A 26375-nucleotide genomic window follows, 5' to 3' on the forward strand; every position below is an offset into this window, starting at 1 on the left:
GATTTAGCCGATCAGGGCGGGCTTCTGGTTATCTGCCCAGCTCAGGAGCTGATCGGTCAGCAATAATTCACGGTTGACTGACGCCACATGCAGTAGCTGTTCACGGCAGCGCATCCAGGTCCGGGCCGTGTTGTTGAGCGCGCTGGCTGAAAAGTGGCTGGCCAGTAAGGCCACCACATCCTGACGATCGATGTTGCTCAGCCACTGCTCCGCATTCTGCTGCCATTTCATGGCGTCCAGCAGTAATGAAATCAGCCAGCCAATGCGTGCTGCCGCATCGTCTGCATTCAGCACAGGCAGCAGTTGCAGGATGTCATGCTGCAACGCCGCAGGCAGCGCGTCGCAGAGCTTCTGTCTGGCCTGCCATGGCCCGGTGTCCAGCAGGCTCAGCGCCGCACCAGGCGCGCCCGCGCTCAGGCGTAACGCCGCCAGCAGCATCGCTTCATCCTGTGAGGCATGCTTCTTCAGCCAGATCAGGCTCTGCCCTTCATCCGGTGGCGTCAGGTGCAGCGTCGTGCAGCGACTGCGCAGCGTTGCCAGCAGCCGTGACGGATCGCGGCTGCTGAGGAAGAACCAGCTGTTAGCGGGGGGCTCTTCCAGCGTTTTCAGCAGGGCGTTGGCCGCCGCTTCCGAAAGCTGTGCCGCATCCGGCAGCCAGACGACTTTTGCACCCCCCTGCTGACCAAAGTGGTACATTTTTTCAGTCACCTGCCGCACTGCATCAATGCCCAGCGTGGATTTACCTTTCTCCGCCTCAAGCCGGTACCAGTCCGGGTGCGTATTGGCCTGCATCAGCTGGCAACCGTGGCACTGGCCGCAACTTTTCAGGCCATCCGGCTGCTGACACATCAGCCAGCGGCTCATTCCCCAGACCAGCGCCTCATCGCCCATGCCCGTCATCGCATGGATCATCAGCGCATGGTGAGCGCGATTCTCCTGATGCTGGCTGATGATCTGGCGATAAGGCTGGTTCAGCCACGGATACCAGTTCATCACGCCTGCTCCGCCAGCCACGTATCCAGCGCTGCCTGAAGTGACGCTGTCACATCAGGCAGCGCCTGTGTGGCATCAATCGTGAGGATGGCCGGATCCGCGGCTGCCAGCGCCAGGTAGCGCGCCCGGGTGCGTTCGAAGAAGCGCAGCGACTCCTGCTCAATGCGGTCCAGTTCACCGCGTGCCCGGGCGCGCTGCAGACCGATCTCAGGTGTCACATCCAGATAGAGCGTCAGATCGGGACGGAAGTCGCCGAGTACCGCACTGCGCAGCGTCTGCATCAGATCGCTGTCGAGTCCCCGTCCGCCCCCCTGATAAGCCTGAGAGGAGAGATCGTGACGATCGCCGATCACCCAGGCCCCGCGCGCCAGCGCCGGTTTGATCACGGTTTCCACCAGCTGAACCCGAGCAGCGTAGAGCATCAGCAGTTCCGCTTTATCGGTAACCTGTTCACCCTCAATCCCCTGCTTGACCAGCACCCGCAGCTGTTCCGCCAGCGGCGTTCCGCCCGGCTCCCGGGTAAAGACCAGATCGGTGATGCCCCGGGCGCGCAGCGTGGCGACGATAGCGTCGCGCGCGGTGGTTTTTCCGGCGCCTTCCAGGCCTTCAATGACGATAAACTTACTGTCCATTTTTTTCCTTAAGCGTCTGCCGGTAGACCTGCACCGCCTTATTATGGCTGGCAAGATTCGTGGTAAAGGTATGCCCGCCCTTGCCATCCGCCACAAAGTAGAGATAGTTGGTTTTTTCCGGATGGGCCGCTGCCTGCAGCGAGGCTTTACCCGGTATGGCGATCGGGCCAGGCGGCAGGCCATTAATCATATAGGTATTGTAACTGCTGGCCGTCTCCAGATCTTTGCGGGTCAGCGTACCGGTGTAGCTGTCGCCCATGCCATAGATCACGGTGGGATCGGTCTGGAGGCGCATCCCGGTGCGCAGACGATTGATAAAGACCGACGCAACCCGCGCACGCTCGGCGCTGACGGCGGTCTCTTTTTCAATAATAGAGGCCATCGTGACCAGATCCTGCGGCGTTTTATAGGGCAGATTGTCTGCCCGGCCCTGCCACACTTCCTCAATGGTTTTTTTCATGCGTTCATGTGCACGCTGCAGCAGCGAAACATCGGTGGTGTTCGCCGTGTAGAGCCAGGTATCGGGGAAAAAGTTGCCCTCCAGCTGATCCGCTGGCACGTTAAGCGCGCTGGCAACGGTAGCGAACTGATCGTCTTTCAGGGTATGCCGGATATAGGGAGCCTTGCGCAGTTCACTCAGCCACTCTTTCAGTCGCTGACCTTCCACGAACCGCAACGGGAACTGTGCTTCTTTACCGCTGGCCAGCAGCTGTAACAGCGAACGCACCGTCATGGTCGGCTCAAGGCGATAGGTTCCCGCCTTAAACGTCGCCAGTTCCGGCTCCAGCTTCAGCAGCGCACCGAACCAGATGCTTTCAGGTATGATCTTCTGCTCTTCCAGCTGCGCTTCGAGCGCCACCCGCCCCGTACCGGCAGGCAGAGTGTAGATCGTTTCCTGATGCAGTGTTAAAGGGGTGGCCGCAAACTGCTTAACCTGCCAGTAACTGACAACCGCGGCGAGACCCACTATCGCCAGCAGAGCGGCGAGAATTTTTTTGCTTCGACTCATGATGCATCCATTATCTTTTCACAGCTTGCGAGCAACTGATTAAACAGCGAGCGTTCAGTAAAGTGCGACGCTTCTATCTGTCGGACCGGCAGAACCGGCATCAGCGCATTACATATCACCACTTCATCGGCGTCCAGCAGCTGCGCCGGTTCGCTTTTTATGACCTGGCAAGCCTGACCTGCCGCCGCGAGTTGTGCCATCAGACTCCGCCGCATAATGCCATCCACACCCGATTCTGACAGATCGGGGGTGTAAATCTGCGTGCCGTGACGCCAGAATAAATTGGCCGCACAGCATTCCACCACCCAACCTTCAGTGTCAAGCACCAGCGCCTCGTCGGCGTCTGTCTGGTCAAGATGAGCCCTGATCAGCACCTGCTCCAGGCGATTAAGATGTTTGATACCGGCAAACAGAGGATTACGCGCCAGACGAACCGGACTGAGGCTGAGAGACACACCGCGCTGCTGCAACGTAGCGTAATGGTGCGGCCAGGGCGCGAGCGAAACAATCCGTGTGGGTTCGGCGCAGCCCTGCCGGCTGTATCCGCGTCCGCCGCTACCGGCGCTGATAATCACTTTCAGAACGGCCTGCTCCTGCCCCTGCGCGGCCTGTTTCATCTCAGCCTCAAGCTGAAGCCAGTCAGTGCCGCCGATCCATAACCGTTCGCAGCCCTGCCTGAGCCGCTGAAGGTGGTTCTCCAGCAGCAGAATGTTACCCTGTCGCACAGCCGCGGTGGTAAAGCAGCCATCGCCAAACTGCAGGCCACGGTCGCTGGCTGCCAGCGTTGATTGTTTGATACCGTTAATCCACATCGTTCTCTCCCGGGGATGACGTGTGATTTCAGCGCATTCTGCAGGATAAAAAAAGGCCCGCATCGCGGGCCTTTTTACGCATCAACACCGATTACACTTTACGGAAAATCAACGAACCGTTGGTTCCGCCAAAGCCAAAGGAGTTACACAGCGTGTATTCCAGGCCGGTAACCTGACGTGCGGTATGAGGCACGAAGTCGAGATCGCAGCCTTCATCCGGATTGTCGAGGTTGATGGTCGGTGGAATCGCCTGATCGCGCAGCGCCAGAATCGAGTAGATCGCCTCCACCGCGCCTGCCGCACCCAGCAGGTGACCGGTCATCGACTTAGTCGAGCTGACCATCACGCTCTGTGCCGCCGCACCAAACACGGATTTCACTGCCTGCGCTTCCGCTTTGTCACCGGCCGGCGTTGACGTGCCGTGCGCGTTGACGTAGCCGATCTGCGCCGGATCCAGCTGAGCGTCACGCAGCGCGTTGACCATCGCTGCCGCCGCACCTGAACCGTTTTCCGGTGGTGATGTCATGTGATAAGCGTCGCTGCTCATGCCGAAACCGACGATTTCTGCATAGATTTTCGCGCCGCGTTTTTTCGCGTGTTCGTACTCTTCCAGCACCACGATACCGGCACCGTCGCCCAGCACAAAACCATCCCGATCTTTATCCCACGGACGGCTTGCCGCCTGCGGGTTGTCGTTACGGGTTGAGAGCGCACGTGCAGCACCAAAACCGCCCACGCCCAATGGCGTACTGGCTTTCTCTGTGCCACCTGCCAGCATCACGTCAGCATCGTTATAGGCGATGATACGTGCAGCATGACCGATGTTATGGACGCCAGAAGTACAGGCTGTCGCAATAGAGATGCTCGGACCTTTCAGGCCATACATGATGGTGAGATGACCCGCCACCATGTTAACGATGGTTGAAGGCACAAAGAATGGACTGATTTTGCGCGGGCCGCCGTTGATTAGGGAAGTATGATTCTCTTCAATCAGACCCAGGCCACCGATGCCGGAGCCAATCGCTGCGCCCATACGGCCTGCATTTTCCTCGGTCACAACCAGACCGCTGTCCTGCATGGCCTGAATACCAGCCACGATGCCGTATTGGATGAATTCGTCCATCTTGCGCTGATCTTTGCGCGAGATGAAATCATCACAATTAAAATCTCTTACCAGACCTGCAAAACGCGTTGCATAAGCACTGGTATCAAAATGGTCGATCAGGGTAATGCCGCTCTGACCGGCAAGGAGAGCACTCCAGGTAGACTCTACGGTATTGCCGACAGGAGACAACATGCCAAGACCAGTCACAACTACACGACGCTTAGACACGTTCGTCCTCCAGGGAGGGGAAATAGGAACTATGTGGGACAAACAAAAAAATCAGGCGGTCGAGCGACCGCCTGAAGATATTCATTAGCCTTTATGGCTATTGATGTAGTCGATCGCTGCCTGAACGGTAGTGATTTTCTCAGCTTCTTCGTCTGGAATCTCAGTATCAAACTCTTCTTCCAGAGCCATCACCAGCTCAACGGTATCAAGAGAATCGGCACCCAGGTCTTCTACGAAAGATGCAGAGTTGGTGACTTCTTCCTCTTTCACACCCAGCTGCTCACTGATGATTTTCTTAACGCGTTGTTCGATATCGCTCATACTATTTAATTTCCTATCAAAACTCGCTTTCGCGATGGTTTTCGTAGTGTATAAAATGGTGAAAAAGATGCAACAAAATCCCGGCTGGTCTAACCACGATTTTGCGTTATTTTGCGGTTTTAACCGCAAATAATGCAAATGATTTCGTGATTTATCAGACCATGTACATTCCGCCATTGACGTGCAGCGTTTCACCTGTGATGTAGGCTGCTTCGTCAGAGGCTAAAAATGCCACAGCATTGGCGATTTCCTGCGCTTCGCCTAAGCGACCCGCTGGCACTTCCGCCAAAATACCGGAACGTTGATCTTCGTTCAGTGCCCGCGTCATGTCAGTCTCAATAAAGCCTGGAGCCACGACGTTGACGGTAATGCCACGTGACGCGATTTCGCGCGCCAGTGATTTGCTAAAGCCAATCAAACCCGCTTTTGCTGCTGCGTAGTTTGCCTGGCCCGCGTTACCCATGGTGCCGACAACGGAACCAATGGTGATGATACGGCCCACGCGCTTTTTCATCATGGCACGCAGAACCGCCTTAGAAAGGCGGAATACCGATGTGAGGTTAGTATCCAGGATATCCTGCCACTCATCGTCCTTCATGCGCATGAGAAGATTGTCACGCGTAATGCCTGCATTATTGACTAAAATATCCACTTCGCCAAATTCAGCGCGAATATTCTCTAAAACGCTGTTAATGGAGTCAGCGTCAGTCACATTCAGTAACAGGCCTTTACCCTTGTCGCCAAGGTAAGCACTGATGGCGTCGGCGCCACTCTGGCTGGTTGCAGTTCCGACGACTCTGGCACCGCGTGCCACCAGGGTTTCTGCAATCGCACGACCAATGCCGCGACTCGCGCCGGTAACCAGCGCAACTTTACCTTCAAAGCTCATGATTTTCCTCTTATTCCTTTCCGAGTGCAGCGTTCAGTGAAGCCGTATCGTTCACGGCAGCAGCGGTCAGGGTATCGACAATGCGTTTGGTCAGACCGGTCAGGACTTTGCCCGGACCCATCTCCAGCAGGTGTGTCACGCCCTGTGCTGCCATCGCTTCCACGCTCTCGGTCCAGCGAACCGGGCTGTAAAGCTGACGAACCAGCGCATGGCGGATAGCCGACGCATCGGATTCTGCTTTGACATCGACATTATTAATGACCGGCACCGCTGGCGTATTAAACGTTATGCCTTCAAGCGCCACCGCCAGTTTGTCGGCAGCAGGCTTCATCAGTGCGCAGTGGGAAGGCACGCTGACCGGCAGCGGTAAGGCACGCTTGGCACCCGCTGCTTTACAGGCAGCGCCTGCACGTTCAACGGCTTCTTTGTTACCCGCAATGACCACCTGGCCTGGCGAGTTGAAGTTTACCGGCGAAACAACCTGGCCCTGAGCACTCTCTTCACAGGCCTGACGGATAGCGGCGTCATCCAGGCCAATAATCGCCTGCATTGCGCCCGTGCCTTCCGGCACCGCTTCCTGCATCAGTTTGCCGCGCAGCTCAACCAGTTTCACCGCGTCAGCGAAGTTGAGCACGCCTGCACACACCAGTGCCGAGTACTCGCCCAGGCTGTGACCAGCCATCAGAACGGGCTGTTCGCCGCCCTGCGCCTGCCAGACACGATAGATAGCCACGGAGGCGGCCAGCAGGGCTGGCTGAGTCTGCCAGGTTTTATTCAGCTCTTCAGCCGGACCCTGACTGACTAACTGCCACAGATCGTATCCCAGCGCGTCAGAAGCCTCACGGAAGGTCTCTTCAACCTGCGGATAAGTGGCTGCTAATTCAGCCAGCATGCCCACGGTCTGTGAACCCTGACCGGGAAAAACAAATGCAATTTGCGTCATCTTTCGTTCCTGTCAATCAAAAGCGAACCAGCGCAGAACCCCAGGTGAATCCACCACCAAAGGCTTCCAGCAGAATAAGGTGTCCGGGTTTGATGCGGCCATCACGAACCGCTTCGTCCAGTGCGCTTGGCACCGAGGCGGCAGAGGTGTTGCCGTGGCGATCCAGTGTGACGACCACTTTATCCATAGTCATGCCGAGTTTTTTCGCGGTGGCGCTGATGATGCGCAGGTTAGCCTGATGCGGCACCAGCCAATCCAGCATTTCACGATCGAGATTATTGGCCTGCAGCGTTTCGTCAACGATGTGGGCCAGCTCGGTTACGGCGACTTTAAAGACTTCGTTGCCCGCCATGGTGACATAGGCAGGCTGATCCTGATGCGCGCGATCCTGATAAGGCAGGGTCAGCAGCTGCGAATAGCGACCGTCGGCGTGCAGATGGGTAGAGATGATCCCCTGCTCTTCGCTCTGGCCCAGCACAACCGCACCCGCGCCATCACCGAACAGGATGATGGTGCCGCGATCTTCCGGATCCAGCGCACGCGCCAGCACATCAGCACCAATCACCAGCGCATGTTTTACGGCGCCATTTTTGATGTATTGATCGGCCACGCTCAGTGCATAGGTGAAACCGGCGCAGGCGGCCGCAAGGTCAAACGCCGCGCAGTCTTTAATCTCCAGCATTTGCTGGATCATGCAGGCGGAGCTCGGGAAGGCATGGCTGGAAGAGGTTGTGGCGACAATGATCAGCCCAACGTCGTTCGCCTCAATGCCGGCCATTTCCAGCGCGCGCTGAGCGGCGCTGAATCCCATGGTGGCGACGGTTTCGTCAGGTGCAGCAATGCGACGCTCACGGATGCCGGTACGGGTAACAATCCACTCGTCCGACGTCTCCACCATTTTTTCCAGATCGGCATTGGTGCGAACCTGGCTGGGCAGATAACTGCCCGTACCGATAATTTTGGTATACATCTAGGCTTTGTCACTCCTGGCTAATACAGCATCAAGGCGCGCAGCAATTCGTTCGGGAATTTGCTGCCTCACCGCCTGCTCTGCCTGTTCTATCGCCACGGCGAAGGCGTGTTGATTTGCTGCGCCGTGACTCTTGATCACTGTTCCGCGCAATCCTAACAGACAAGCGCCATTGTACTGGTCGGGGTTGAGATGCCCGAAGCGCTTTGCCAGACGTTTCTGAACCCAGCGCCCCAGCAACTGAAGCCACCATGACCGTTTTTTGCCTTCCCCTGAGGACTTCAGCAGAGAAAGAAACATTCTTACCACGCCTTCCATCGTCTTCAGCGTGACGTTCCCGACAAAACCGTCACAGACCATGACATCGGTTTTACCGGTCAGCAGCTCATTACCTTCGAGGTAACCAATATAGTTGATGTGCGGTGATTCTCGCAGCATAACCGCGGCGTCACGGATCGTTTCCAGCCCTTTGGTCTCTTCATGACCGATGTTGAGCAGTGCAACACGGGGCTGAGAAATCCCCAGTACATACTCGGCCATCACGGAACCCATCACGGCAAACTGCACCAGCATCGCACTGTCTGAGTCCACATTCGCGCCCAGATCGAGTACCACCGTTTTACCCTGCTGCTGATGCGGCAAAACGGACATCAGCGCCGGACGCTTAATGCCGTCCAGCGGTTTTAATAAGAGTGTCGACAGCCCCATCAAAGCCCCGGTATTACCGGCGCTGATACAGGCCTGGGCACGTCCCTCTTTCACCATCTCCAGCGCCACACGCATTGAGCTGCCGCGACTGTTCCGGATGGCCTGAGCGGGCCGCGCATCACTTGCAATAACCGATTCGGCAGGGATAACCTGCAAACGCCCCATCAGGGAGGAATCCGCTTTGGCAAGCAATGGCATGAGAGTGTCGGGATGTCCGACAAGAAGAAGGAATAGTTCCGAATGAGAGGCCAGTGCCTGCAATGCTGCAGGCACTGTCACGCAGGGACCGAAGTCCCCGCCCATGGCATCAATCGCCAGGGTCAAACGTGTCAAGGTATCGCCTTGCTAAGCAAGAAACTTACTTAACGATAACCTTGCGACCGCGGTAGTAACCGTCCGCAGTGATGTGGTGACGCAGATGAGTTTCGCCAGAAACTTTATCTACTGACAGAGCAGCAGTGGTCAGCGCATCGTGCGAACGACGCATACCACGCTTAGAACGGGTGGGTTTATTCTGTTGTACGGCCATGGACCTTACTCCTATTACTTACGCTTTAAACTGGCTAATACGGCAAATGGATTTGGTTTCTCCGCCTCTGCAGGCAGTTTGCCAAAGACCATGTCCGCCTCGGACACTTCACAGTGTTCAGAATCGTGCACCGGAACGACCGGCAGCGCGAGGATCAGTTCATCCTCAACAACCGCCAGCAGATCGATCTCACCAAATTCGTTGACATCGACCGGCTCGTACGCTTCCGGCAATGCTTCGGCCTGCTCTTCAGAAGAGACGGGACTGAAACAAAAACTGACTTTTACGTGATGGGGAAAGGTCTGGTTGCAGCGCTGACAACGCAACGTCACCTGAACTTCAGCAGTACCCGTCAGTACCGCCAGACGTTGGCTATCAACCGCGAACGACATGGCACAATCCACATCACTGTCCACACTAACGACCGACTCGGCCACACGCTCCACCTGTGCAGATGTGTAGACACCCTGATAATCAAGGCGCTTCTGAGCGGTGCGGACAGGGTCCAGCGTTAGGGGTAATTTTACCTTTTGCATAGGGCGCGCATATTAACTTTGTAATGTCATAGAGTCAAAGAAAAAGGCCGTTAAACAGCATCTTTCAACCACTATTCGCATCCAGTGCGGCGCACAGTTTAAAATGACTGTCACCAATTCGCTATTACTATTGAAAAAAAATGACGCCATCGATTCTTTTAGCTTCGACCTCCCCCTTCCGACAGGCGCTGCTGCGCAAGCTGGGGCTGCCTTTTATTACGGCTGCGCCAGAAGTAGATGAGTCGCCGCTGCCGGGTGAATCGGCGCAGGCGCTGGTGACGCGACTTGCCAAAGCCAAAGCGCAGGCACTGGCAGAAACCTACCCCAGTCACTGGATTATCGGCTCTGACCAGGTCTGTTTACTGGATGGCGTGATTACCGGAAAGCCTCACACCGCAGAGAAGGCGCGGGCGCAACTGCGTGCCGCCAGCGGCAAAGCGATAACGTTTTATACCGGCCTGGCACTCTGTCATCCCGCCAGTGGCACACTGCTGCAGGCGTGTGAACCTTTTGTGGTGCATTTCCGCACCTTAACCGAGGCAGAGATTACCGGCTATGTTGAGAAAGAGCAGCCGCTTCAGTGTGCGGGCAGCTTTAAAAGTGAGGGGCTGGGAATTTGTCTGTTTGATCGACTGGAGGGGCGCGACCCCAACACGCTGGTCGGCCTGCCGCTGATTGCGCTCAATGCAATGCTGCAGCAGGCCGGCATCAATCCTTTAACCGCGTGATGTCGGAGCACTCACCCTTTACGCTGACGTAACCTGAGCAGACACTGCTTCAGGCCTTCGTCCAGCGGCGCTTCCACCCGCATCACGTCGCCCGTGCCCGGATGGGTAAAGGTCAGGGCCGCCGCGTGCAGGAAGAGGCGATTTAAGCCGGTTGCCGCCAGCTGACTGTCAAAGTCACGTTCGCCATAGCGATCGTCAAACGCGATAGGATGACCGGCGTGCAGCGTATGCACACGAATCTGGTGCGTGCGACCGGTTACCGGGCTGGCCTTCACCAGCGTGGCAAACTCAAACCGCTCTTCCACTTTAAAGCGGGTTTCAGAGGGTTTGCCTTCGCTGCTGACGCGCACCACGCGTTCGCCGCTCTGCAGGATGTTTTTCAGCAGCGGAGCCTGTACCACTTTCAGATGTGACGGCCAGTTGCCGCGCACCAGCGCCAGATAATCCTTCTGCATCCCCTTTTCGCGCAGTTGCTCATGCAGGGAGCGCAGCGCCGATCGCTTTTTCGCCACCAGCAGAATACCGGAGGTGTCACGGTCCAGGCGATGCACCAGTTCCAGGAAGCGTGCTTCGGGACGCAGTGCGCGCAGGCCTTCGATGACGCCGAAGGTCAACCCGCTGCCTCCGTGAACGGCGGTGCCGGAAGGCTTGTTCATCACCAGCAGCGCCTCATCTTCATACAGAATGGCGTCAGCCAGCGAGGCCACTTTTGCCAGCTTCGGTGACACGGCCTCGTCATTGCGTTCGGCGACCCGCACCGGTGGAATGCGAACCTCATCGCCCTCCTCCAGCTTATATTCAGGCTTGACGCGCTTTTTATTCACCCGCACCTCGCCTTTGCGAACGATGCGATAAACCATGCTTTTTGGCACACCCTTGAGCTGGGTGCGCAAAAAGTTATCAATGCGTTGTCCGGCATTTTCAGCCGTGATGGCGACAAATTGTACGCCCGGATTCTCTGTTTTCATGGCGGCGATTCTAAATAGTGTCCCCTGATAGCGCCACCCCTTTTTCTGTGCTTAACTCTGGGGTTGATGTGGCGGCAGGTCGCCTCCCTGCTGACTTTTTCAGCAAACCGCTGCTTTGTCCGACACATTAATAAGTTAAATGTAAAGAAACTTCACAAGCTGGCTAAAGTCGCCTTGCTATATGAAGGTTAGCAGTGGAATAATGCTTGAGTTTCTTACCTGAAGCATTTCAGGGCAGAAAAAGAGCGAAATTGTCATTTTGCCGGATTGAGCAGACACGCAGCAATGGCGTAAGACGTAATGCGAAATCAGGCACTTAGCGGGCTGCGGGTTGCGGCCTGGACAACAGTATGGGATGCACGGGTTTTTTAATTGTCTCAGGCATTTCCACTATCTGGTGCTGTTTTCCCTTATGAAAAACAGGCCACCGACGTTATTTGCGCCCCTCGCGCGGTCGACAGCCGTGAGGTTGACGACATTGCACTAAGTCACGGGGCCATCGGTTGATACTCGTCCAGGGTAACTATGCCCGCAGCTGTAATCACTCATGAAAGAATAACGAGTAAGTCACGATGAAAAGAATGTTAATAAACGCAACTCAGCAGGAAGAGTTGCGCGTTGCCCTGGTTGACGGTCAGCGTCTGTACGACCTGGATATCGAAAGCCCCGGACACGAACAGAAAAAAGCCAACATCTACAAAGGTAAAATCACTCGCATTGAACCCAGCCTTGAAGCTGCGTTTGTCGACTACGGCGCAGAGCGTCACGGTTTCCTCCCGTTAAAAGAAATTTCCCGCGAATACTTCCCCTCCAGCTACAACGCGCATGGCCGTCCCAACATTAAAGATGTGCTGCGTGAAGGTCAGGAAGTTATTGTTCAGATCGATAAAGAAGAGCGCGGCAACAAAGGCGCGGCGCTGACCACCTTTATCTCGCTGGCGGGCAGTTATCTGGTGCTGATGCCGAACAACCCGCGTGCAGGCGGTATCTCCCGCCGCATTGAAGGTGACGACCGTACCGAGCTGAAAGAAGCCCTGTCTGCGCTGGAACTGCCGGAAGGTATGGGCCTGATCGTCCGTACCGCAGGCGTCGGCAAATCTGCCGAATCGCTGCAGTGGGATTTAAGTTTCCGTCTTAAGCACTGGGATGCGATCAAAAAAGCCGCAGAGAGCCGTCCGGCGCCCTTCCTGATCCATCAGGAAAGTAACGTGATTGTGCGTGCCTTCCGCGACTATCTGCGTCAGGACATCGGTGAAATTCTTATCGATAACCCGAAAGTTCTGGAGCTGGCGCGTCAGCACATCGCTGCGCTGGGTCGTCCGGACTTCAGCAGCAAAATCAAGCTCTACACCGGTGAAATTCCGCTGTTCAGCCACTATCAGATCGAATCGCAAATCGAATCCGCGTTCCAGCGCGAGGTTCGCCTGCCGTCCGGTGGCTCCATCGTCATCGACAGCACGGAAGCACTGACCGCTATCGATATCAACTCAGCCCGTGCGACACGCGGCGGTGACATCGAAGAGACGGCGTTTAACACCAACCTGGAAGCGGCCGATGAGATTGCCCGTCAGCTGCGTCTGCGCGACCTGGGCGGGCTGATCGTTATCGATTACATCGATATGACTCCGGTTCGCCATCAGCGCGCCGTCGAGAATCGGCTGCGTGAAGCGGTCCGTCAGGATCGTGCCCGTATTCAGATCAGCCACATTTCACGTTTCGGCCTGCTGGAGATGTCACGTCAGCGTCTGAGCCCGTCACTGGGTGAGTCCAGCCACCACGTCTGCCCGCGCTGTAGCGGCACCGGCACCATTCGTGATAACGAGTCGCTGGCCCTGTCGATTCTGCGTCTGATTGAAGAAGAAGCGCTGAAAGACAACACCAAAGAAGTGCACGCGATTGTTCCGGTTCAGGTGGCCTCTTACCTGCTGAACGAAAAACGTGAAGCGGTCAACGCGATTGAAAAACGCCAGGGTGGTGTGCGGGCGATCATCGTTCCTGATGACAAGATGCAGACCCCACACTACTCCGTGCTGCGCGTGCGTAAAGGTGAAGAGACGCAGACCCTGAGTTATCACCTGCCGAAGCTGCATGAAGCTGAGATGGCAATGCCGTCGGATGAGGAGCACTCTGAGCGTCGTCGTCCTGAGCAGCCAGCTCTGGCCGCCTTTGTGATGCCTGATGCGCCGCCGGCCCCGGTTGAAGTCGCCCCTGAAGCGAAGCGCACCGAAAGCAAACCCGCAGCAAAAGGCGCGCCGGCGGTGGCACCGTCAGCGACCGTCAGCACCGGTTTCTTCGGACGCCTGCTGGGTGGCCTGAAAAAAATGTTCGCGGGCGAAGAAGCCCCTGCTGCTAAGCCTGAGGCCGCTGCCGTTGCTGAACCGCAGAAAGCCGCAGAAAGTGAGCAGGAGCAGAGTTCCTCCCGTGGCGGCGAGCGTCGCAACAATAACAACCGTCGCAACAACAATCGTCGTGAACGCACGCCGCGTAACGGTGACAATGCACAGTCACGCGAAGGCCGTGAACCGCGTGAAAGTCGCGAGCCACGTGAACCGCGTGAGAGCCGTGAGCCACGCGAAAGCCGCGAGCCGCGTGATGGCAACGATAATCGCCGCAACAAGCGTCAGTCTCAGTCTGGCGAGGCTCGCGAAGAGCGTCCGGCACTGAGCGAAGAAGCGCGTCAGCAGCGTGAAGAGCAGCAGCAGCAGCGCCGTGAACAGCGTGCTGAACGTCAGCGTCGTCGTCAGGAAGAGAAGCGCGCGGGTGAAGAAGCCGCCAAAGCCGCTGAGCAGTCAGCCGTGGCAGATGCGTCGGAAGCGACTGACGCACAGGAAGAGGAACGCGTTCAGGTTATGCCGCGTCGTAAGCCGCGCCAGCTGAACCAGAAGGTCCGCGTTGACGACAACCGTCAGCCTGTGGCAGCGGATGCCAGCGACAATGCGCAGCCTGCCGAAGTGCGTCAGCCTCAGCCGGCCGACGTTGCTCAGCCGCAGCCCGAACTGCAGAGCCCTCAGACTGACGATCAGGATGACAACGAGAACCGCGACGGTGCGAATATGCCGCGTCGCTCACGTCGTTCACCGCGTCATCTGCGCGTCAGCGGACAACGTCGTCGTCGTTACCGTGATGAGCGTTATCCGACGCAGTCAGCAATGCCTCTGGCTGCGGCAGCAGCCTCGCCTGAGATGGCGTCCGGTAAAGTCTGGGTTCGCTACCCGGTAAGCCAGGCCAGCGAAGAGCAGGTTCAGAATGTGACGCATGAGACACCGGCGTACAGCCCTGAAGAGAGCGCAGAAGCCACTGCGCTGCCGGTCGCGGCTGCGGCTGCGGCTGAATCCGCAGTACAGGCAGACGTCTCTGCAGAGCAGGCTGCGCCGCAAGCTGATGCGCCAGTTCAGCAGGCTGACGCCGCAGTACAGCAGGCCGAGCCACTGGCAGAAACACCCGTGCCGGTGGTGAACACTGACGACACCCGTGCTATTGAAGCACCGGTTGATCAGCAGCCTTCTGTGGTTCCTGCTGCAGACGAAGCAAAAGCAGAAGTGGTCGCGGCTGAAGCCGTTCCTGCTGAACCGGTCACCGAAACCCCGGTTGCAAACTCTGCGGATGCCGCACAGCCAGCTGACGTTGCTGAGCACGCTGCCGTTGATGTCAGCGAAGCGATTGCCGCCGAGGTTGAAGAGGTTCTGAAGGCTCCGGTCGCAGCCGATGCTGACACCGCGCCGGTTCAGGAACCTCACGCACCGGTTGCCGCGCGCGATGTTGCGCCTGCAGCTCCCGTGACCGCAGCCGAGCCGGCAGCAGCCGCGCCTGCTGCTGATGCGGTAGCCAATGACGGAACGCGCTGGAAGCACTTCGCCTCTGCGCCAATGACTAAAGCCCCGGCGCCAGCCTGGCAGTCAGAACCGGCTCCGCACAGTGACTGGGTACGCTCACCGTATCAGTTCGACGGTCGCGGTTCAGCAGGCGGTCACAGCGCCACGCATCAGGCAACAGCCCCGGCAACCAAGCCGTAATCTCTCAGCAGTTGTCATCTGAACCCCGGCCTTAGCCGGGGTTTTTTTATGGCTGCCATTCTGTCCCCCTGCTCTGCCAGTCGCTGAATCACAGGCAAAAAAAATCCCACCTTCCTGAGGGGAGAGTGGGAAAAACTAAGCGTATCCGGTTAAAGTACGCTCAAATTTTCAGGTCAGATTACGAGTTCAGCTTGAACAGTGACATCTTCGACATGTCGGTAAAGGTCTTATAGGAAGCCTGTAGTGCCGTCTGCTGCATGGTGTAGCTGGAAACGGCCTCGGTGTAGTCCACGTTCACCAGGTCACTCATCTGGGAGTTATAGATAACGTCGCGGTCATCACCCTGCGCATTCAGCGTATCGATTTCAGACAGCTGGGTACCAATCTCAGAACGCACGGTTAAAACATTATTCAGCGCGTTGCCCAGGCCGCGGTTGGTTTTATCCATGGCGTCCTGGAAGGTCTTTTTGGTTGCGGCGTCAGCATCATCCTGCGGCACTTTCAGGGCGGCAATCGCGCTATCCAGCATTTTAAACAGGTTGGTTTCGCTGGCGCTGCCATCCGGCTCTTTGGTTGCGTTGCTGGTGATAGACATAAAGACATCATCACCGGTGTGCGCCACGGTCATGGTACGGCTGGAGTCCACCTTCTGAGTGATGGCTTCTGTGCCGCCCGCATAGCTGACGCCGGTTCCGGCACCATCAACAAAAGGCGCGCTGTCGGTTTTATAACCGGCAAAGATGTAACGTCCGTTGGCATCCTGGCTGTTTGCCTGGTTCAATAACTGAGCACGGATCCCTTCCAGCTGGGTGGCGATCGAGCCACGGTCATCGTCGCTCAGCGTACCGGTTGAACCGTTGACGATCAGCGTCTGTGCGCTCTGGATGCTGCTGGTCACGCCTTTCAGCGCATTCTCTTCCAGGGAGAGCCCCTGCTCAGCAAAGGTACGCGCCAGCGCATACTGACTCCCCTGCTGCTGGGTCTGTGACAGCACCACCGCGCGTGACGCGGCAATCGGATCGTCCGACGGATTAGTCACACGACGGCCGCTGGAGAGCTGTTCACCCACTTTCAGCCAGGAGGCCTGCGAGTCGGTAATGCCGCGCACCTGCTGGTCAAAAATCATATTTGTACTGATTCGCATGTTATCTCCTGCCCTTAGCGAATATTGATCAATGCGTTAAACACGGTGCTGGCCGTCTGCAGCACCTGCGCATTGGCCATGTAATATTGCTGGTATCTGGTCAGATTGGCGTACTCCTCATCGAGGTTGACACCCGAGACCGACTGCTGGCGATCGGTCAGCTGACTGACCACGCTTTTCTGGGTAGTGCTGGTGGTTTCCAGCGAGCTGGTTTTGTTACCCACGGTGCTGACGATGCTCGCATAAGCCTGCGACAGCGTGGCATTTCCGCCCACCAGCTTCACATCCTGCAGGTTCAGCAGCTTCTGCGCATTACGGTTATCACTTTCGCCGCCCACGGCGCTCGCCGCAGCTACCTGGGATTCACTGGTAATCGCTACGGACATGTCGTTAATCACGTTCTGAACCGGCTTCACCAGGAAACTGTCTTTTGCGGCAGGTGCCGGGGTGGCCGCGACGGTCAGTTTCAGACCATCAAAGCTCAGCGTCGTGTTGCCACTGGCGTCGGTTCCCTGCGCAATGGTGACCGCCGTGCTGTCTGAAGCACGGGTGGCAGTCCATTTGCTGCCGTCATAGCTTACGGTGTAGTTAGAGGCTTTCAGCGCGCTGGTGTCGGTCCATTCAGCGGTGACGGACGCAGCGGTGCTGTTTTTGCTGTTGCTGACTACCAGCGGAGTGCCGATGTTAAAGAAATCGACACCCTGGTCGCCGTTGCTGTCAAAGCCCTGCTTGTGTACGTCGTTAAAGCTGGTGGTAAAGGCCGCCGCCAGCTGTCCGAGCTGATTCTGTGCCAGATCGAGATCCTGAGAGCGGAACGCCAGCAAACCGCCCAGCGATCCGGTGGTGATCAGCTTTTCCGGGATCTCGACGTTGCCCGCCTGTTTGTCGACATAGCCGATGGTGGTGCGTGTCGGATCGCTGCTGGAGTTCATCGCCACCAGATCGCTGGATTTGTAGCCGTTGACCAGCGTCAGGCCGTTGGCCATGGATACGGTGTAATTGCCATCCTGCTGCGAAACCGTGACGCCAACCACGTTATTCAGCTCGTTAACCAGCTGATCGCGTTTATCCAGCAGATCGTTAGGTTCGGCACCGTTGCCGTTTGTCAGTTTGGCAATCTGCTGGTTGAGGTCGGCAATCTGCGAGCTGTAGGTGTTGATCTGTTTCACGCTGGAGGCGACATCGGCATTGACGCTGTTCTGCATGTTGTTCAGATACTGCGCCGTGGTCTGAAACTGGCTGACCAGCCCCTGAGCGTTACTGAGCATCGACTGACGCGCCGAGGGATCGTTGGCGTTGCTGACCACGTTCTGCAGGTTAGTAAAGAAGCCCTGCAGGGAGGTGGAGAGACTGGTGGTCGAGGTCGACAGCAGATCGTCAATGTTAGAGATCTGGCTATGCTGGAGATCGACAGCACTGTAGCTGGCACTGGCACCGCGCAACTGCGTTGCGATGAAAGCATCATACTCGCGCTGTACACCGGAGATTTTTACGCCGTTGCCGTAATAGCTGTTGCCCTGCAGGGTACTGTTTGCCTGCGCCAGCACCGTTGTCTGACGGGAGTAGCCCGCCACGGTGTAGTTCGTGATGTTATTACTGGTGGTGCTCAGGGCGGCCTGTGCGGCACTCAATCCGCTCATCGCGGAGTTAATTATGCTGGACATCTCGGTTCCTTACGTTCCCCCGTCAACCGGGCTGGCAGAGATCTGAATGAACGCCAGCGGGCGAAAACGCATCTGGCTTATGGTGATGTTATCGGCTTGCTTAAGTGAAACTTGAGGCGCAATGATCAGAACAGGTCGCCAATATCCTGGCTGTACGCTTTAACGACTTTGTCGCCCATGCTTTTGAATTGCTGAATCATTCCCACCAGCTTCTGCGCATATTTAGGATCGGTGGCATAGCCCGCCGCCTGCAGCGCCTGCGCGCCCTGCTCTGCACTGGATGCGGTAGTAACCGCCGCATAGCGTGGGTTTTTCGTCAGGAGCCGGACGTAGTCGGTCAGCGCCTCGAAATAGGAGTTATAGACCCGGAAGCTGGCCCGGACTTTTTTCGCTTCGCCCTGCTCATATTCGGTGGTCATGATGTCGGTGGTGTCACCCTTCCAGTCGCCACTCGCTTTGATGCCGAAGACGTTGTAACTCGGCTTACCGTCGCGGGTCAGGATCTGACGCTGGCCCCAGCCCGACTCCAGCGCCGCCTGCGCCAGAATCAGGTGATGAGGGATACCACTCTGCTGACTGGCCGCCTGCGCGGGCTGCGTCAGCTGCGCGATAAACTCGCGGCTGTCGCTGGGCAGGCCGGTTGGCGAAGCGGCAGGCAGACGCGGCATAGCTTTACGCACCATCTGCTCCAGCTGCTGCGCCGGCATCGGCGTCGCCCCGCTGGTGCTGAGGATGAAGCTGTTATCCAGCTTCATCGGCACCGTTCCGGCTTTCTCATCCGGCGCGACAGCGGGCTGCATCTGTTTGACGATGGTTTCCGCCAGGCCAAGCCCGCGTTTCCCCATCTCCTGCGCAATCTGCTGGTCATACATAGAGGTGAAGAGTTTGGTCTGTTCGTTGCTCATAATGCCGTCCTGCGGCAACGCCTCGCGCATACTCTTCAGCATCATCTGTACAAACATCCCTTCGACCTGACGCGCCACCTGCAACGCATGCCCTTTCGGGTCGTTGCTGGCCTGGTGTTTCAGTTCATTCAGGGAGCGGCTGTCGTAAGCCGCACTCATCACAGATTGCATATCAGCCATCAGATAATTTCCAGTTTGGCACGCAGACAGCCGGCACTCTGCATTGACTGCAGAATCGACATCAGCTCGATAGGTGACGCGCCCAGCGCATTCAGCGCACGCACCACGTTGTTCAGGTTGGCACTGGCGTTGACGCGTTGCAGCGCACCGCCGCTCTGACGCAGATCGATCTGGGTCTGCGTTGTCGCCACCGTCTGACCACCGGCCAGCGGGGTATCAGGCTGGCTGACGTTCTGCTGCTGGTTGACCGTCACAGAGAGGTTGCCCTGCGCCACCGCACACTGATTCAGCGTCACTTCGCGGTTCATCACCACCGAGCCGGTACGGGAGTTGATGATCACTTTGGCATCTTCGACCGGAATCGAGACGTTAATGTTCTGGATATCGGCCAGCAGACGCACCTGCGCGCCATTGTTTGGCGAGACGCGGATCTGCACGGTACGCGCATCCAGCGGCTGAGCCGAGCCATATCCCCCACGCGCGTTAATGGCATCAGCAATCCGCTGCGCCATGGAGAAGTCTTCGTTGTTCAGCTGCAGGTTAATGGTGTTCTGCGAACCAAAGTTGCTCTGCAGTTCACGCTCTACCGTGGCCCCGCCGGTAATCCGGCCGCCGTTAAGCTGGTTAACCTGAACACTGCTGCCGCCTGCCGATGCGCCTGCACCGCCGACGAGGATATTTCCCTGCGCCAGGGCATAGACCTGGTTATCGACCCCTTTCAGCGGCGTCATTAACAGCGTGCCGCCGCGCAGGCTTTTGGCGTTACCCAGCGAAGAGACCACCACATCCAGGTTCTGTCCCTGACGGGCAAACGCGGGCAGTTTTGCGGTAACCATAACCGCCGCCACGTTTTTCAGCTGCATGTTGGTGCCTGCGGGCACGGTAATCCCCAGCTGTGACAGCATGTTGCTGACGGTCTGAGTGGTAAACGGCGTCTGGGTCGTCTGGTCACCGGTACCATCGAGACCCACAACCAGGCCATAGCCCAGTAACTGGTTCTCGCGAACCCCCTGGATGGTGGTTAAGTCACGAATCAAATCGGCTTTTGCCAGCAGGCTGACGCCCAGCAGCAGCGCCAGCCCGGCGCGCAACAGCGTTAACTTTTTCATTGAAACCTCTTACATCGGCGAGATGTTCAGGAAGAAGCGCTGTAACCAACCCATGGTCTGCGCCTCATTGATATAGCCATTTCCGACGTACTCAATACGTGCATCGGCGACAGCGGTAGATAACACGGCGTTGCTGGCGCTGATGGTGCGTGGGTTGACTACACCTGAGAAGCGAATGAACTCCGTGCCCTGATTAATGGCGATCTGTTTTTCACCGACCACGTGCAGGTTGCCGTTCGACAACACCTGATCCACCGTGACGGTAATGGTGCCGGTAAAGGTGTTGTTGGCAGATGCGCCCCCTTTCCCGGCGAAATCATTTTTGCCTTCCGCGCTGATATTGGCTTTTTCGCCACCGGCACCCACCAGGCCCGCCAGACCGGTCGGCACGGCGTTCAGGCCAAAGCTGTTGCTGCCATCGCGGCTGGCATTGGCGGAAGAGCTTTTGCTGGCACTGACGTTTTCCTGCAGCGTGATGGTCAGGGTATCGCCAATGTTGCGTGGACGGCGGTCTTCAAACAGCGGCTGATAGCCGTAGTTAAGCGGCGCGACGCCCTGGAAAATGGAGCCGTTTACCACCGGTGGCGCGGACGGCATCGGCTGTGCTGTGGTTGCGCCTTCGACCAGCGGGGTCCGGGGGACCAGGGCACAACCGTTAAGAGTTAGCAGCAGCGAGGCGACTAACCAATGTCCAGGCTTGAGAATCTGTTGCTTCGCCACGGCGTCACGACCTTATTAATGTCTGTCATTCAGGCCAGCACGGGCTGGCCCTGTTCGGGATTAAATCTGCGTTAATTTCGCCAGCATCTGATCAGAGGTACTGATCGCCTTGCTGTTGATTTCGTAAGCGCGCTGCGTCTGAATCATGGTGACCAGCTCTTCCGCCACGTTAACGTTTGAGGTTTCGGTATAGCCCTGATAGAGCAGACCCGCGCCGTTCTGGCCTGGGGTGCTGTCAGTTGGTGCGCCCGATGCCTGAGTTTCCTTGTAGAGGTTTTCACCCACGCTATCGAGACCGGCATCGTTCATGAAGGTGCTCAGGGTTAACTGACCCACCTGCGCAGCCTGGGCCTGGCCCTGCTGCGTCACGCTCACCACACCGTCACGCGAAACCGTGATGCTGGTGGCGTTAGCCGGAATGGTAATGCCTGGCTGCACCGGGAAACCGGAGTTGGTCACCAGCTGGCCGTTCTGATCCACCTGAAACGCGCCGTCACGGGTATAAGCAGAGGTGCCATCCGGCATCTGAATCTGAAAATAGCCCTGGCCGTTAATGGCGATATCTTTTGAATTGCTGGTCTGTGACAGGTTGCCCTGGGTGTGCAGACGCTCGGTGGTGACCGGACGGACACCGGTGCCGATCTGCAGACCGGAGGGCAGCGTCGTCTGTTCGGACGACTGCGTGCCCGGCTGACGCATGGTCTGGTACATCAGATCTTCGAACACGGCACGCGAACGCTTAAAGCCATTGGTGCTGACGTTAGCCAGGTTGTTGGCAATGACGTCCATGTTCATCTGCTGCGCATCAAGACCGGTCTTAGCGATCCATAAAGAACGAATCATGTTGTTATCCTCGCGCCTTAGCTCATGTTCAGGAGCTGATTGGCTTTTTGTTCATTTTCGTCGACGTTAGTGATGACTTTCATCTGCATCTCAAAACGTCGGGCGTTGGCGATCATATCGACCATGGTTTCCACCGGTTTGACGTTGCTGCCTTCCAGCACGCCAGGCATCACCTGCATGGTGGCGTCAGCCTGCAGCGCCGCACCGCGGGTTGCCTGTGTCGCAGCCGTGGGACGGAACATCCCGTCATCACTGCGCTGCAGCTCCTGGCCGGTGGCCCTGACCAGCTTCAGCTTACCCAACTGAACCGTGGCGTTAGGCGAGTCACCGGCATTCAGGCCGGTAATGGAGCCGTCAGCCGCAATGGTGATTTCGGTGCCCTGCGGGATCACAATCGGACCGCCGTCGCCCATCACAGGATTGCCCTGAACCGTCAGCGTGCCGTTCGGGCTGATCTGCATATTGCCGTTGCGGGTATAAGCTTCGCTGCCGTCAGCGGTACGCACCGCCAGCCAGCCATCCTGCTGCACCGCCACATCGAGTGGACGCTCGGTGTAATCCATCGCGCCCTGGCTCATGTCGGCGCCGGGTGTGGAGGCGGCGACCAGCGTACGGGTTGGCAGTGACCAGCCATTCACCGGCACCGCGCGCAGCGCATTGAGCTGCGCACGAAAGCCTGGTGTTGAGGCGTTGGCGAGGTTGCTGGCGGTGACCGCCTGCTGATCCAGCGTCTGGCTGGCCGCGCCCATCGCGGTATATATCGCGTGATCCATATGGCAATCCTGTTAGCGAATTAACGTAAGTTAACCAGCGTGTTGAGAATCTGGTCCTGAGTTTTGATGGTCTGCGCGTTCGCCTGATAGTTACGCTGCGCCACGATCATGTTCACCAGCTCTTTACTCATATCGACGTTTGAGGACTCCAGGGCACCCGCCGTCAGAGAACCAAAGGTTCCGGTGTTGGCCAGACCGATTGCTGCCTGACCGGATGCGCCTGACGCAGACCAGACGTTGTCGCCCTGTGACTGCAGACCTTCCGGGTTAGAGAAGCTCGCCAGCACAATCTGACCCAGCAGCTGGGTTTTCTTGTTGGAGTAGGTGCCGGTGATGGTGCCGTCATCATTGATGGCGTAGCTGGTCAGATCGCCAGGTGCATAACCATCCTGTGTCGGGCTGCCAAAAGTGGTGGCGCCGGTGTTCTGCTGCAGACTGCCCAGCATGCTCAGGGTGATCGGCTGGTTCGCGACCGCGCCGTTGGCGCCGCCCACGTTCAGCGTCAGGCCAACGGTACCGTCGTTGGTGGTGCTCACTACCGCACCGTTTGCATCCAGCTTAGAGACGCCTGTCAGCTTACCGCTGGTATCAAACGTCATGCGGAAGTCGCCCGCCGAGCTGCCGGTGTTACCGTCGATGGTATGAACGGTCCAGCTGTTGCTGGTGGTGTCTTTCACGAAGTACATGTCGAGCGCATGGTCATTACCCTGCGAGTCGAACACGGTTGCCGTGGTTTTCTTGTTGTAGCTGTCTGCGTTCGCCGTCGAGAAGGTGGTCACAGGTGGCGTGGTGTCCGTTGAGTTCAGGTTGGCAATCAGTCCGGCCGTGGTGGTGGCGCGGGCTGGCATCTGCTCGGTCGGAATACGGATCGCCACCGGGTTTGCACCCGACTGGATGGTGGCCGGTGAACCGCTGGCCGGATAGCCGGTCACGTTCAGGCCCTGGGTGTTAACAAGGTTACGGTTGGCATCAAGGGTGAACTGACCATTACGTGAGTAGAACACGCCGCCGCTGTTGTCGGTCATGCGGAAGAAACCGTTACCGCTCAGCGCCACATCCAGGCCACGGCTGGTGGTGGTAGTCGCACCGTCGTTGAAGTTCTGGATCACGGCCGCCACTTTCGTGCCGAGGCCGACGTTAGAACCGGCAAACATATCGGCAAACGCGATGGTGCTGGATTTAAAGCCCGCGGTGGCGGAGTTGGCGATGTTGTTACCGATGACATCAAGGTTACTAGAGGCAGCGCCAAGGCCGCTGACCGCTTGGGAAAATGACATGTGTGTGTCTCCTGTCTACAGGTTAATCAGAGAATCTGACGTACGTCGTCAAGGGTGGCGGAGCCCATGGTGCCGAGATCCAGTTTGGTGGTGTCGTTCGCGGTACTCACCCCATTGACGTAGGCGTAGTTCAGCGGTTGTGCCACCAGTTGTGTGTTGCCATTGCTTGCAGCAATCGCAACGCTGTATTTACCATCCGGGGCTACTGAACCATCCGTCAGCTTGCCGTCCCACGAGAAGGTGTGCACGCCAGCGCTCAGCGCGCCCAGATCGACGGTGTCGATCACCGCGCCACTGGCATCCTTAATGGTGGCAGTGGCGCCGGTCGAGGCGGAGCCGAGCTCAACACCAAAAGGCGTTGTGGTGCCGTTGCCGACCAGAATCTGGCTGCCGTTGACCATCACGCCATGCCCAATCAGCGTGGAGCTCTGCAGCGACTGGCTGGTGCTGATCTGGCCGGAGATCGATCCCAGCGTGGTGTTCAGTTTTTCAATCCCGCTCAGGGTATTGATCTGTGCCAGCTGCGTGGTGAGCTGGCTGTTATCCATCGGATTGGTGGGATCCTGGTTCTGTAACTGGGTAACCAGCATGGTCAGGAACTGATTCTGCAGATCCTGCGCATTGTTGCCGGTGCCGGTGCTGGAGGAGCTGAGAACCGACGGATCCAGTTTTTCATTAACGCCTACCGCGATAGCCATGGTTTTTCTCCGTTATTGCCCAATCGTCAGGGTTTTCATCATCATCGACTTCACGGTGTTCAGCACTTCCACGTTGGCCTGGTAGCTGCGTGACGCCGACATGGTGTTGACGCTTTCGGAGACCACATCCACGTTCGGCATCTTCACGTAGCCTTTGGCATCGGCCATCGGGTTGCCCGGGTCGTAAACCAGTTTCGCTGGCGTCGGATCCTCGACAACCCGGGCGACTTTCACCCCGCCGGTTGCTGAGCCCGGCGCCGCATCGGTCTGGAAGACCACCTGCTTTGCCACGTAAGGCTTACCATCGGGACCGGTGACGCTGTCGGCGTTCGCCAGGTTACTGGCACTGACGTTTAATCGCTGTGATTGCGCGGTCATCGCTGAACCGGCAATGTCAAAAATATTCAGCAAGGCCATAATTATTGCCCTTGTAACACGCTCATCATGCCTTTGATCTGGCTGCTGATGAGGGTGAGGTCGGTTTGATATTTCAGGCTGTTATCCGCGAACTGCGTACGCTCACGGTCCATATCTACGGTGTTGCCGTCGGCAGAAGGCTGATCGGGAATGCGATAAAGCATGTCCATCGAGGGTACGCCGTTTGTCTGTGCTTCAATGTGGCGAGCTGAAGTGACCTTCAACGCCATGCTGCTGCCTTCCGCACGGCCATTGGACATCACCCGACTCAGCTCGCTGGCAAAGTCGATATCCCGGGCCTGATAACCAGGGGTATCGGCGTTGGCAATATTTGACGCCAGGATCTCCTGACGTTGAGCACGCAGGTTGAGGGCCTCCGTACCAAATTTCAGCGCCGCATCCAGTTTGTCGAGCATGTTTCCTCCGCGAATGAGAATTTCGAGCTGGCAGCTTAATTTGAAAAAGCAAGGGGTCATCGTCTGAATAAGGCCTCAAATGACCGCTATTTTGACAATTGAGGATTTTTCTTAACGGTTACACTCGTTGCCATCATCAGTGAGGAATTGCACCATGCGTCGATATCTGACCCTGCTGACCAGCCTGCTGGTCGCGATCGCCCTGCCGGCTTCTGCGGGAGATCTCAATGCACAACTGAACCAGTTTTTTAAAGCTCGTGACGCCCAGCAAGCTCAGGGCATGACGGTGGTGATTCGCACGCCGCAGGCGCAGTGGCCCACCTGTGAGGCGCCTCAGTTCACCCTGCCCGGCAACAGCCGGTTATGGGGCAACATGAGCGTGGCGGCTAACTGCGGTGAAAACCGCCGTTATCTTCAGGTCCAGGTCCAGGTGACCGGGACCTATCTGGTGGCGAACCGGCTGCTGAGCCGGGGCAGCAGCGTCAGCGAAAGCGACTTCACGCTGCAGACGGGGCGTCTGGATACCCTGCCCGCACGCGCCCTGCTGAACAGCGACTCGGTGGCCGATGCGGTCGTCCTGCGTGACATCCCACCGGGACAGCCGATCAACCCCGCCATGCTGCGTCAGCCGTGGCGCGTTAAGGCAGGTCAGAGTGTGATGGTGATAGCCAGCGGCGACGGCTTTGACGCCAGTGGTGAGGGCAAGGCGCTGAACAACGCCACCCGTTCACAGTGGGTTCGCGTCAGGATGGGGAATGGTCAGATTGTCAGCGGTAAGGTGCGCGAGGATGGGAATATTCTTATAACGCTGTAAAGTGTTAAAGAAGCCCATCGTGCTGCCGATA

Annotated in this window: 27 protein-coding genes; 3 read left to right on the top strand and 24 right to left on the bottom strand. The window is 57.5% G+C overall.

Going from position 1 to position 26375, the window contains the following annotated elements; all coding sequences use genetic code 11:
• Positions 1-3: 3 nt before the first annotated feature.
• From holB to yceD, 12 genes are all read right to left on the bottom strand, one after another.
• On the bottom strand, positions 4-993 hold the full coding sequence (gene holB / locus OJ965_RS13870) for a DNA polymerase III subunit delta' (RefSeq protein ID WP_265139279.1): 990 nt from the start codon (positions 991-993) through the stop codon (positions 4-6).
• The gene (gene tmk / locus OJ965_RS13875; RefSeq protein ID WP_009090858.1) at positions 993-1625 is read right to left on the bottom strand and encodes a dTMP kinase; all 633 of its coding nucleotides are present in this window, start codon (positions 1623-1625) and stop codon (positions 993-995) included. Before tmk ends, holB begins: the two co-directional genes overlap by 1 nt.
• Entirely contained in the window at positions 1615-2634 is a 1020-nt protein-coding gene (gene mltG / locus OJ965_RS13880) for an endolytic transglycosylase MltG (RefSeq protein WP_046101601.1), read from the bottom strand. The genes tmk and mltG overlap by 11 nt, the downstream gene beginning before the upstream one ends.
• A complete protein-coding gene (pabC, locus tag OJ965_RS13885; protein WP_009090860.1) occupies positions 2631-3446 on the bottom strand; it encodes an aminodeoxychorismate lyase in 816 nt (271 codons plus the stop codon). Before pabC ends, mltG begins: the two co-directional genes overlap by 4 nt.
• A 91-nt stretch (positions 3447-3537) precedes the next feature.
• Entirely contained in the window at positions 3538-4779 is a 1242-nt protein-coding gene (gene fabF, locus OJ965_RS13890; protein ID WP_265136415.1) for a beta-ketoacyl-ACP synthase II, read from the bottom strand.
• A gap of 84 nt (positions 4780-4863) precedes the next feature.
• Positions 4864-5100 carry an acyl carrier protein gene (gene acpP / locus OJ965_RS13895; protein ID WP_003849865.1) on the bottom strand — a complete coding sequence of 79 codons (237 nt, stop codon included), beginning with the start codon at positions 5098-5100 and terminating at the stop codon, positions 4864-4866.
• 154 nt (positions 5101-5254) lie between these two features.
• On the bottom strand, positions 5255-5989 hold the full coding sequence (gene fabG / locus OJ965_RS13900; RefSeq protein ID WP_009090862.1) for a 3-oxoacyl-ACP reductase FabG: 735 nt from the start codon (positions 5987-5989) through the stop codon (positions 5255-5257).
• Positions 5990-5999: 10 nt separating this feature from the next.
• Positions 6000-6932, bottom strand: a complete 933-nt coding sequence (fabD, locus tag OJ965_RS13905) for an ACP S-malonyltransferase (protein WP_009090863.1) — start codon at positions 6930-6932, stop codon at positions 6000-6002.
• Between the two features lie 16 nt (positions 6933-6948).
• A complete protein-coding gene (locus OJ965_RS13910; protein WP_009090864.1) occupies positions 6949-7902 on the bottom strand; it encodes a beta-ketoacyl-ACP synthase III in 954 nt (317 codons plus the stop codon).
• On the bottom strand, positions 7903-8943 hold the full coding sequence (gene plsX, locus OJ965_RS13915) for a phosphate acyltransferase PlsX (protein ID WP_009090865.1): 1041 nt from the start codon (positions 8941-8943) through the stop codon (positions 7903-7905).
• Between the two features lie 25 nt (positions 8944-8968).
• On the bottom strand, positions 8969-9139 hold the full coding sequence (gene rpmF, locus OJ965_RS13920) for a 50S ribosomal protein L32 (RefSeq protein ID WP_003849870.1): 171 nt from the start codon (positions 9137-9139) through the stop codon (positions 8969-8971).
• Positions 9140-9153: 14 nt separating this feature from the next.
• Positions 9154-9675: a 23S rRNA accumulation protein YceD gene (gene yceD, locus OJ965_RS13925; RefSeq protein WP_009090867.1), complete on the bottom strand. Its 522-nt coding sequence runs from the start codon at positions 9673-9675 to the stop codon at positions 9154-9156.
• Positions 9676-9815: 140 nt separating this feature from the next.
• Between yceD and OJ965_RS13930 the strand changes: the two genes are divergently transcribed.
• Positions 9816-10403, top strand: coding sequence for a Maf family protein (locus OJ965_RS13930; RefSeq protein WP_265136434.1), 588 nt, complete (start codon positions 9816-9818; stop codon positions 10401-10403).
• A gap of 11 nt (positions 10404-10414) precedes the next feature.
• Here OJ965_RS13930 and rluC read toward each other — a convergent pair whose 3' ends face one another.
• On the bottom strand, positions 10415-11371 hold the full coding sequence (gene rluC, locus OJ965_RS13935; RefSeq protein ID WP_265136436.1) for a 23S rRNA pseudouridine(955/2504/2580) synthase RluC: 957 nt from the start codon (positions 11369-11371) through the stop codon (positions 10415-10417).
• A gap of 572 nt (positions 11372-11943) precedes the next feature.
• Here rluC and rne point away from each other — a divergent pair.
• On the top strand, positions 11944-15384 hold the full coding sequence (gene rne / locus OJ965_RS13940; protein WP_265136438.1) for a ribonuclease E: 3441 nt from the start codon (positions 11944-11946) through the stop codon (positions 15382-15384).
• 178 nt (positions 15385-15562) lie between these two features.
• On the opposite strand, the gene flgL is transcribed toward rne, so the two are convergent.
• The 11 genes from flgL to flgB form a co-directional block, all read right to left on the bottom strand.
• Positions 15563-16528, bottom strand: a complete 966-nt coding sequence (flgL, locus tag OJ965_RS13945) for a flagellar hook-associated protein FlgL (protein ID WP_154927856.1) — start codon at positions 16526-16528, stop codon at positions 15563-15565.
• Positions 16529-16542: 14 nt separating this feature from the next.
• Complete coding sequence (gene flgK, locus OJ965_RS13950) at positions 16543-18192, bottom strand: flagellar hook-associated protein FlgK (RefSeq protein WP_154927857.1); 1650 nt, start codon at positions 18190-18192, stop codon at positions 16543-16545.
• Between the two features lie 125 nt (positions 18193-18317).
• Positions 18318-19277, bottom strand: a complete 960-nt coding sequence (flgJ, locus tag OJ965_RS13955) for a flagellar assembly peptidoglycan hydrolase FlgJ (protein ID WP_009090874.1) — start codon at positions 19275-19277, stop codon at positions 18318-18320.
• Positions 19277-20386: a flagellar basal body P-ring protein FlgI gene (locus OJ965_RS13960; RefSeq protein ID WP_009090875.1), complete on the bottom strand. Its 1110-nt coding sequence runs from the start codon at positions 20384-20386 to the stop codon at positions 19277-19279. Before OJ965_RS13960 ends, flgJ begins: the two co-directional genes overlap by 1 nt.
• A gap of 9 nt (positions 20387-20395) precedes the next feature.
• Positions 20396-21106 carry a flagellar basal body L-ring protein FlgH gene (locus tag OJ965_RS13965; RefSeq protein ID WP_033736336.1) on the bottom strand — a complete coding sequence of 237 codons (711 nt, stop codon included), beginning with the start codon at positions 21104-21106 and terminating at the stop codon, positions 20396-20398.
• Between the two features lie 60 nt (positions 21107-21166).
• Positions 21167-21949 (bottom strand): flagellar basal-body rod protein FlgG, encoded by a 783-nt coding sequence (gene flgG, locus OJ965_RS13970; RefSeq protein ID WP_009090877.1) that lies wholly within the window; start codon positions 21947-21949, stop codon positions 21167-21169.
• Between the two features lie 17 nt (positions 21950-21966).
• Positions 21967-22722: a flagellar basal body rod protein FlgF gene (locus OJ965_RS13975; protein WP_009090878.1), complete on the bottom strand. Its 756-nt coding sequence runs from the start codon at positions 22720-22722 to the stop codon at positions 21967-21969.
• 20 nt (positions 22723-22742) lie between these two features.
• Positions 22743-23999 (bottom strand): flagellar hook protein FlgE, encoded by a 1257-nt coding sequence (flgE, locus tag OJ965_RS13980; RefSeq protein WP_265136446.1) that lies wholly within the window; start codon positions 23997-23999, stop codon positions 22743-22745.
• 26 nt (positions 24000-24025) lie between these two features.
• A complete protein-coding gene (gene flgD / locus OJ965_RS13985; RefSeq protein ID WP_009090880.1) occupies positions 24026-24697 on the bottom strand; it encodes a flagellar hook assembly protein FlgD in 672 nt (223 codons plus the stop codon).
• Between the two features lie 12 nt (positions 24698-24709).
• A complete protein-coding gene (gene flgC, locus OJ965_RS13990; RefSeq protein WP_009090881.1) occupies positions 24710-25114 on the bottom strand; it encodes a flagellar basal body rod protein FlgC in 405 nt (134 codons plus the stop codon).
• Between the two features lie 2 nt (positions 25115-25116).
• Complete coding sequence (flgB, locus tag OJ965_RS13995; RefSeq protein ID WP_009090882.1) at positions 25117-25530, bottom strand: flagellar basal body rod protein FlgB; 414 nt, start codon at positions 25528-25530, stop codon at positions 25117-25119.
• Between the two features lie 154 nt (positions 25531-25684).
• Between flgB and flgA the strand changes: the two genes are divergently transcribed.
• Positions 25685-26344, top strand: a complete 660-nt coding sequence (gene flgA, locus OJ965_RS14000) for a flagellar basal body P-ring formation chaperone FlgA (RefSeq protein ID WP_265136449.1) — start codon at positions 25685-25687, stop codon at positions 26342-26344.
• Positions 26345-26375: the final 31 nt, after the last annotated feature.

The organism is Pantoea anthophila (assembly GCF_026104315.1).
In the GTDB taxonomy this organism is placed as follows: Bacteria; Pseudomonadota; Gammaproteobacteria; order Enterobacterales; family Enterobacteriaceae; genus Pantoea; species Pantoea anthophila.

What these genes read in the sequence shown, in the direction of transcription:
- holB (WP_265139279.1), bottom strand. Translation starts at nt 993, where the DNA reads ATGAACTGGTATCCGTGGCTGAACCAGCCTTATCGCCAGATCATCAGC.
- tmk (WP_009090858.1), bottom strand. Translation starts at nt 1,625, where the DNA reads ATGGACAGTAAGTTTATCGTCATTGAAGGCCTGGAAGGCGCCGGAAAA.
- mltG (WP_046101601.1), bottom strand. Translation starts at nt 2,634, where the DNA reads ATGAGTCGAAGCAAAAAAATTCTCGCCGCTCTGCTGGCGATAGTGGGT.
- pabC (WP_009090860.1), bottom strand. Translation starts at nt 3,446, where the DNA reads ATGTGGATTAACGGTATCAAACAATCAACGCTGGCAGCCAGCGACCGT.
- acpP (WP_003849865.1), bottom strand. Translation starts at nt 5,100, where the DNA reads ATGAGCGATATCGAACAACGCGTTAAGAAAATCATCAGTGAGCAGCTG.
- fabG (WP_009090862.1), bottom strand. Translation starts at nt 5,989, where the DNA reads ATGAGCTTTGAAGGTAAAGTTGCGCTGGTTACCGGCGCGAGTCGCGGC.
- fabD (WP_009090863.1), bottom strand. Translation starts at nt 6,932, where the DNA reads ATGACGCAAATTGCATTTGTTTTTCCCGGTCAGGGTTCACAGACCGTG.
- OJ965_RS13910 (WP_009090864.1), bottom strand. Translation starts at nt 7,902, where the DNA reads ATGTATACCAAAATTATCGGTACGGGCAGTTATCTGCCCAGCCAGGTT.
- rpmF (WP_003849870.1), bottom strand. Translation starts at nt 9,139, where the DNA reads ATGGCCGTACAACAGAATAAACCCACCCGTTCTAAGCGTGGTATGCGT.
- yceD (WP_009090867.1), bottom strand. Translation starts at nt 9,675, where the DNA reads ATGCAAAAGGTAAAATTACCCCTAACGCTGGACCCTGTCCGCACCGCT.
- OJ965_RS13930 (WP_265136434.1), top strand. Translation starts at nt 9,816, where the DNA reads ATGACGCCATCGATTCTTTTAGCTTCGACCTCCCCCTTCCGACAGGCG.
- rluC (WP_265136436.1), bottom strand. Translation starts at nt 11,371, where the DNA reads ATGAAAACAGAGAATCCGGGCGTACAATTTGTCGCCATCACGGCTGAA.
- rne (WP_265136438.1), top strand. Translation starts at nt 11,944, where the DNA reads ATGAAAAGAATGTTAATAAACGCAACTCAGCAGGAAGAGTTGCGCGTT.
- flgL (WP_154927856.1), bottom strand. Translation starts at nt 16,528, where the DNA reads ATGCGAATCAGTACAAATATGATTTTTGACCAGCAGGTGCGCGGCATT.
- flgK (WP_154927857.1), bottom strand. Translation starts at nt 18,192, where the DNA reads ATGTCCAGCATAATTAACTCCGCGATGAGCGGATTGAGTGCCGCACAG.
- flgJ (WP_009090874.1), bottom strand. Translation starts at nt 19,277, where the DNA reads ATGGCTGATATGCAATCTGTGATGAGTGCGGCTTACGACAGCCGCTCC.
- OJ965_RS13960 (WP_009090875.1), bottom strand. Translation starts at nt 20,386, where the DNA reads ATGAAAAAGTTAACGCTGTTGCGCGCCGGGCTGGCGCTGCTGCTGGGC.
- flgG (WP_009090877.1), bottom strand. Translation starts at nt 21,949, where the DNA reads ATGATTCGTTCTTTATGGATCGCTAAGACCGGTCTTGATGCGCAGCAG.
- OJ965_RS13975 (WP_009090878.1), bottom strand. Translation starts at nt 22,722, where the DNA reads ATGGATCACGCGATATATACCGCGATGGGCGCGGCCAGCCAGACGCTG.
- flgE (WP_265136446.1), bottom strand. Translation starts at nt 23,999, where the DNA reads ATGTCATTTTCCCAAGCGGTCAGCGGCCTTGGCGCTGCCTCTAGTAAC.
- flgD (WP_009090880.1), bottom strand. Translation starts at nt 24,697, where the DNA reads ATGGCTATCGCGGTAGGCGTTAATGAAAAACTGGATCCGTCGGTTCTC.
- flgC (WP_009090881.1), bottom strand. Translation starts at nt 25,114, where the DNA reads ATGGCCTTGCTGAATATTTTTGACATTGCCGGTTCAGCGATGACCGCG.
- flgB (WP_009090882.1), bottom strand. Translation starts at nt 25,530, where the DNA reads ATGCTCGACAAACTGGATGCGGCGCTGAAATTTGGTACGGAGGCCCTC.
- flgA (WP_265136449.1), top strand. Translation starts at nt 25,685, where the DNA reads ATGCGTCGATATCTGACCCTGCTGACCAGCCTGCTGGTCGCGATCGCC.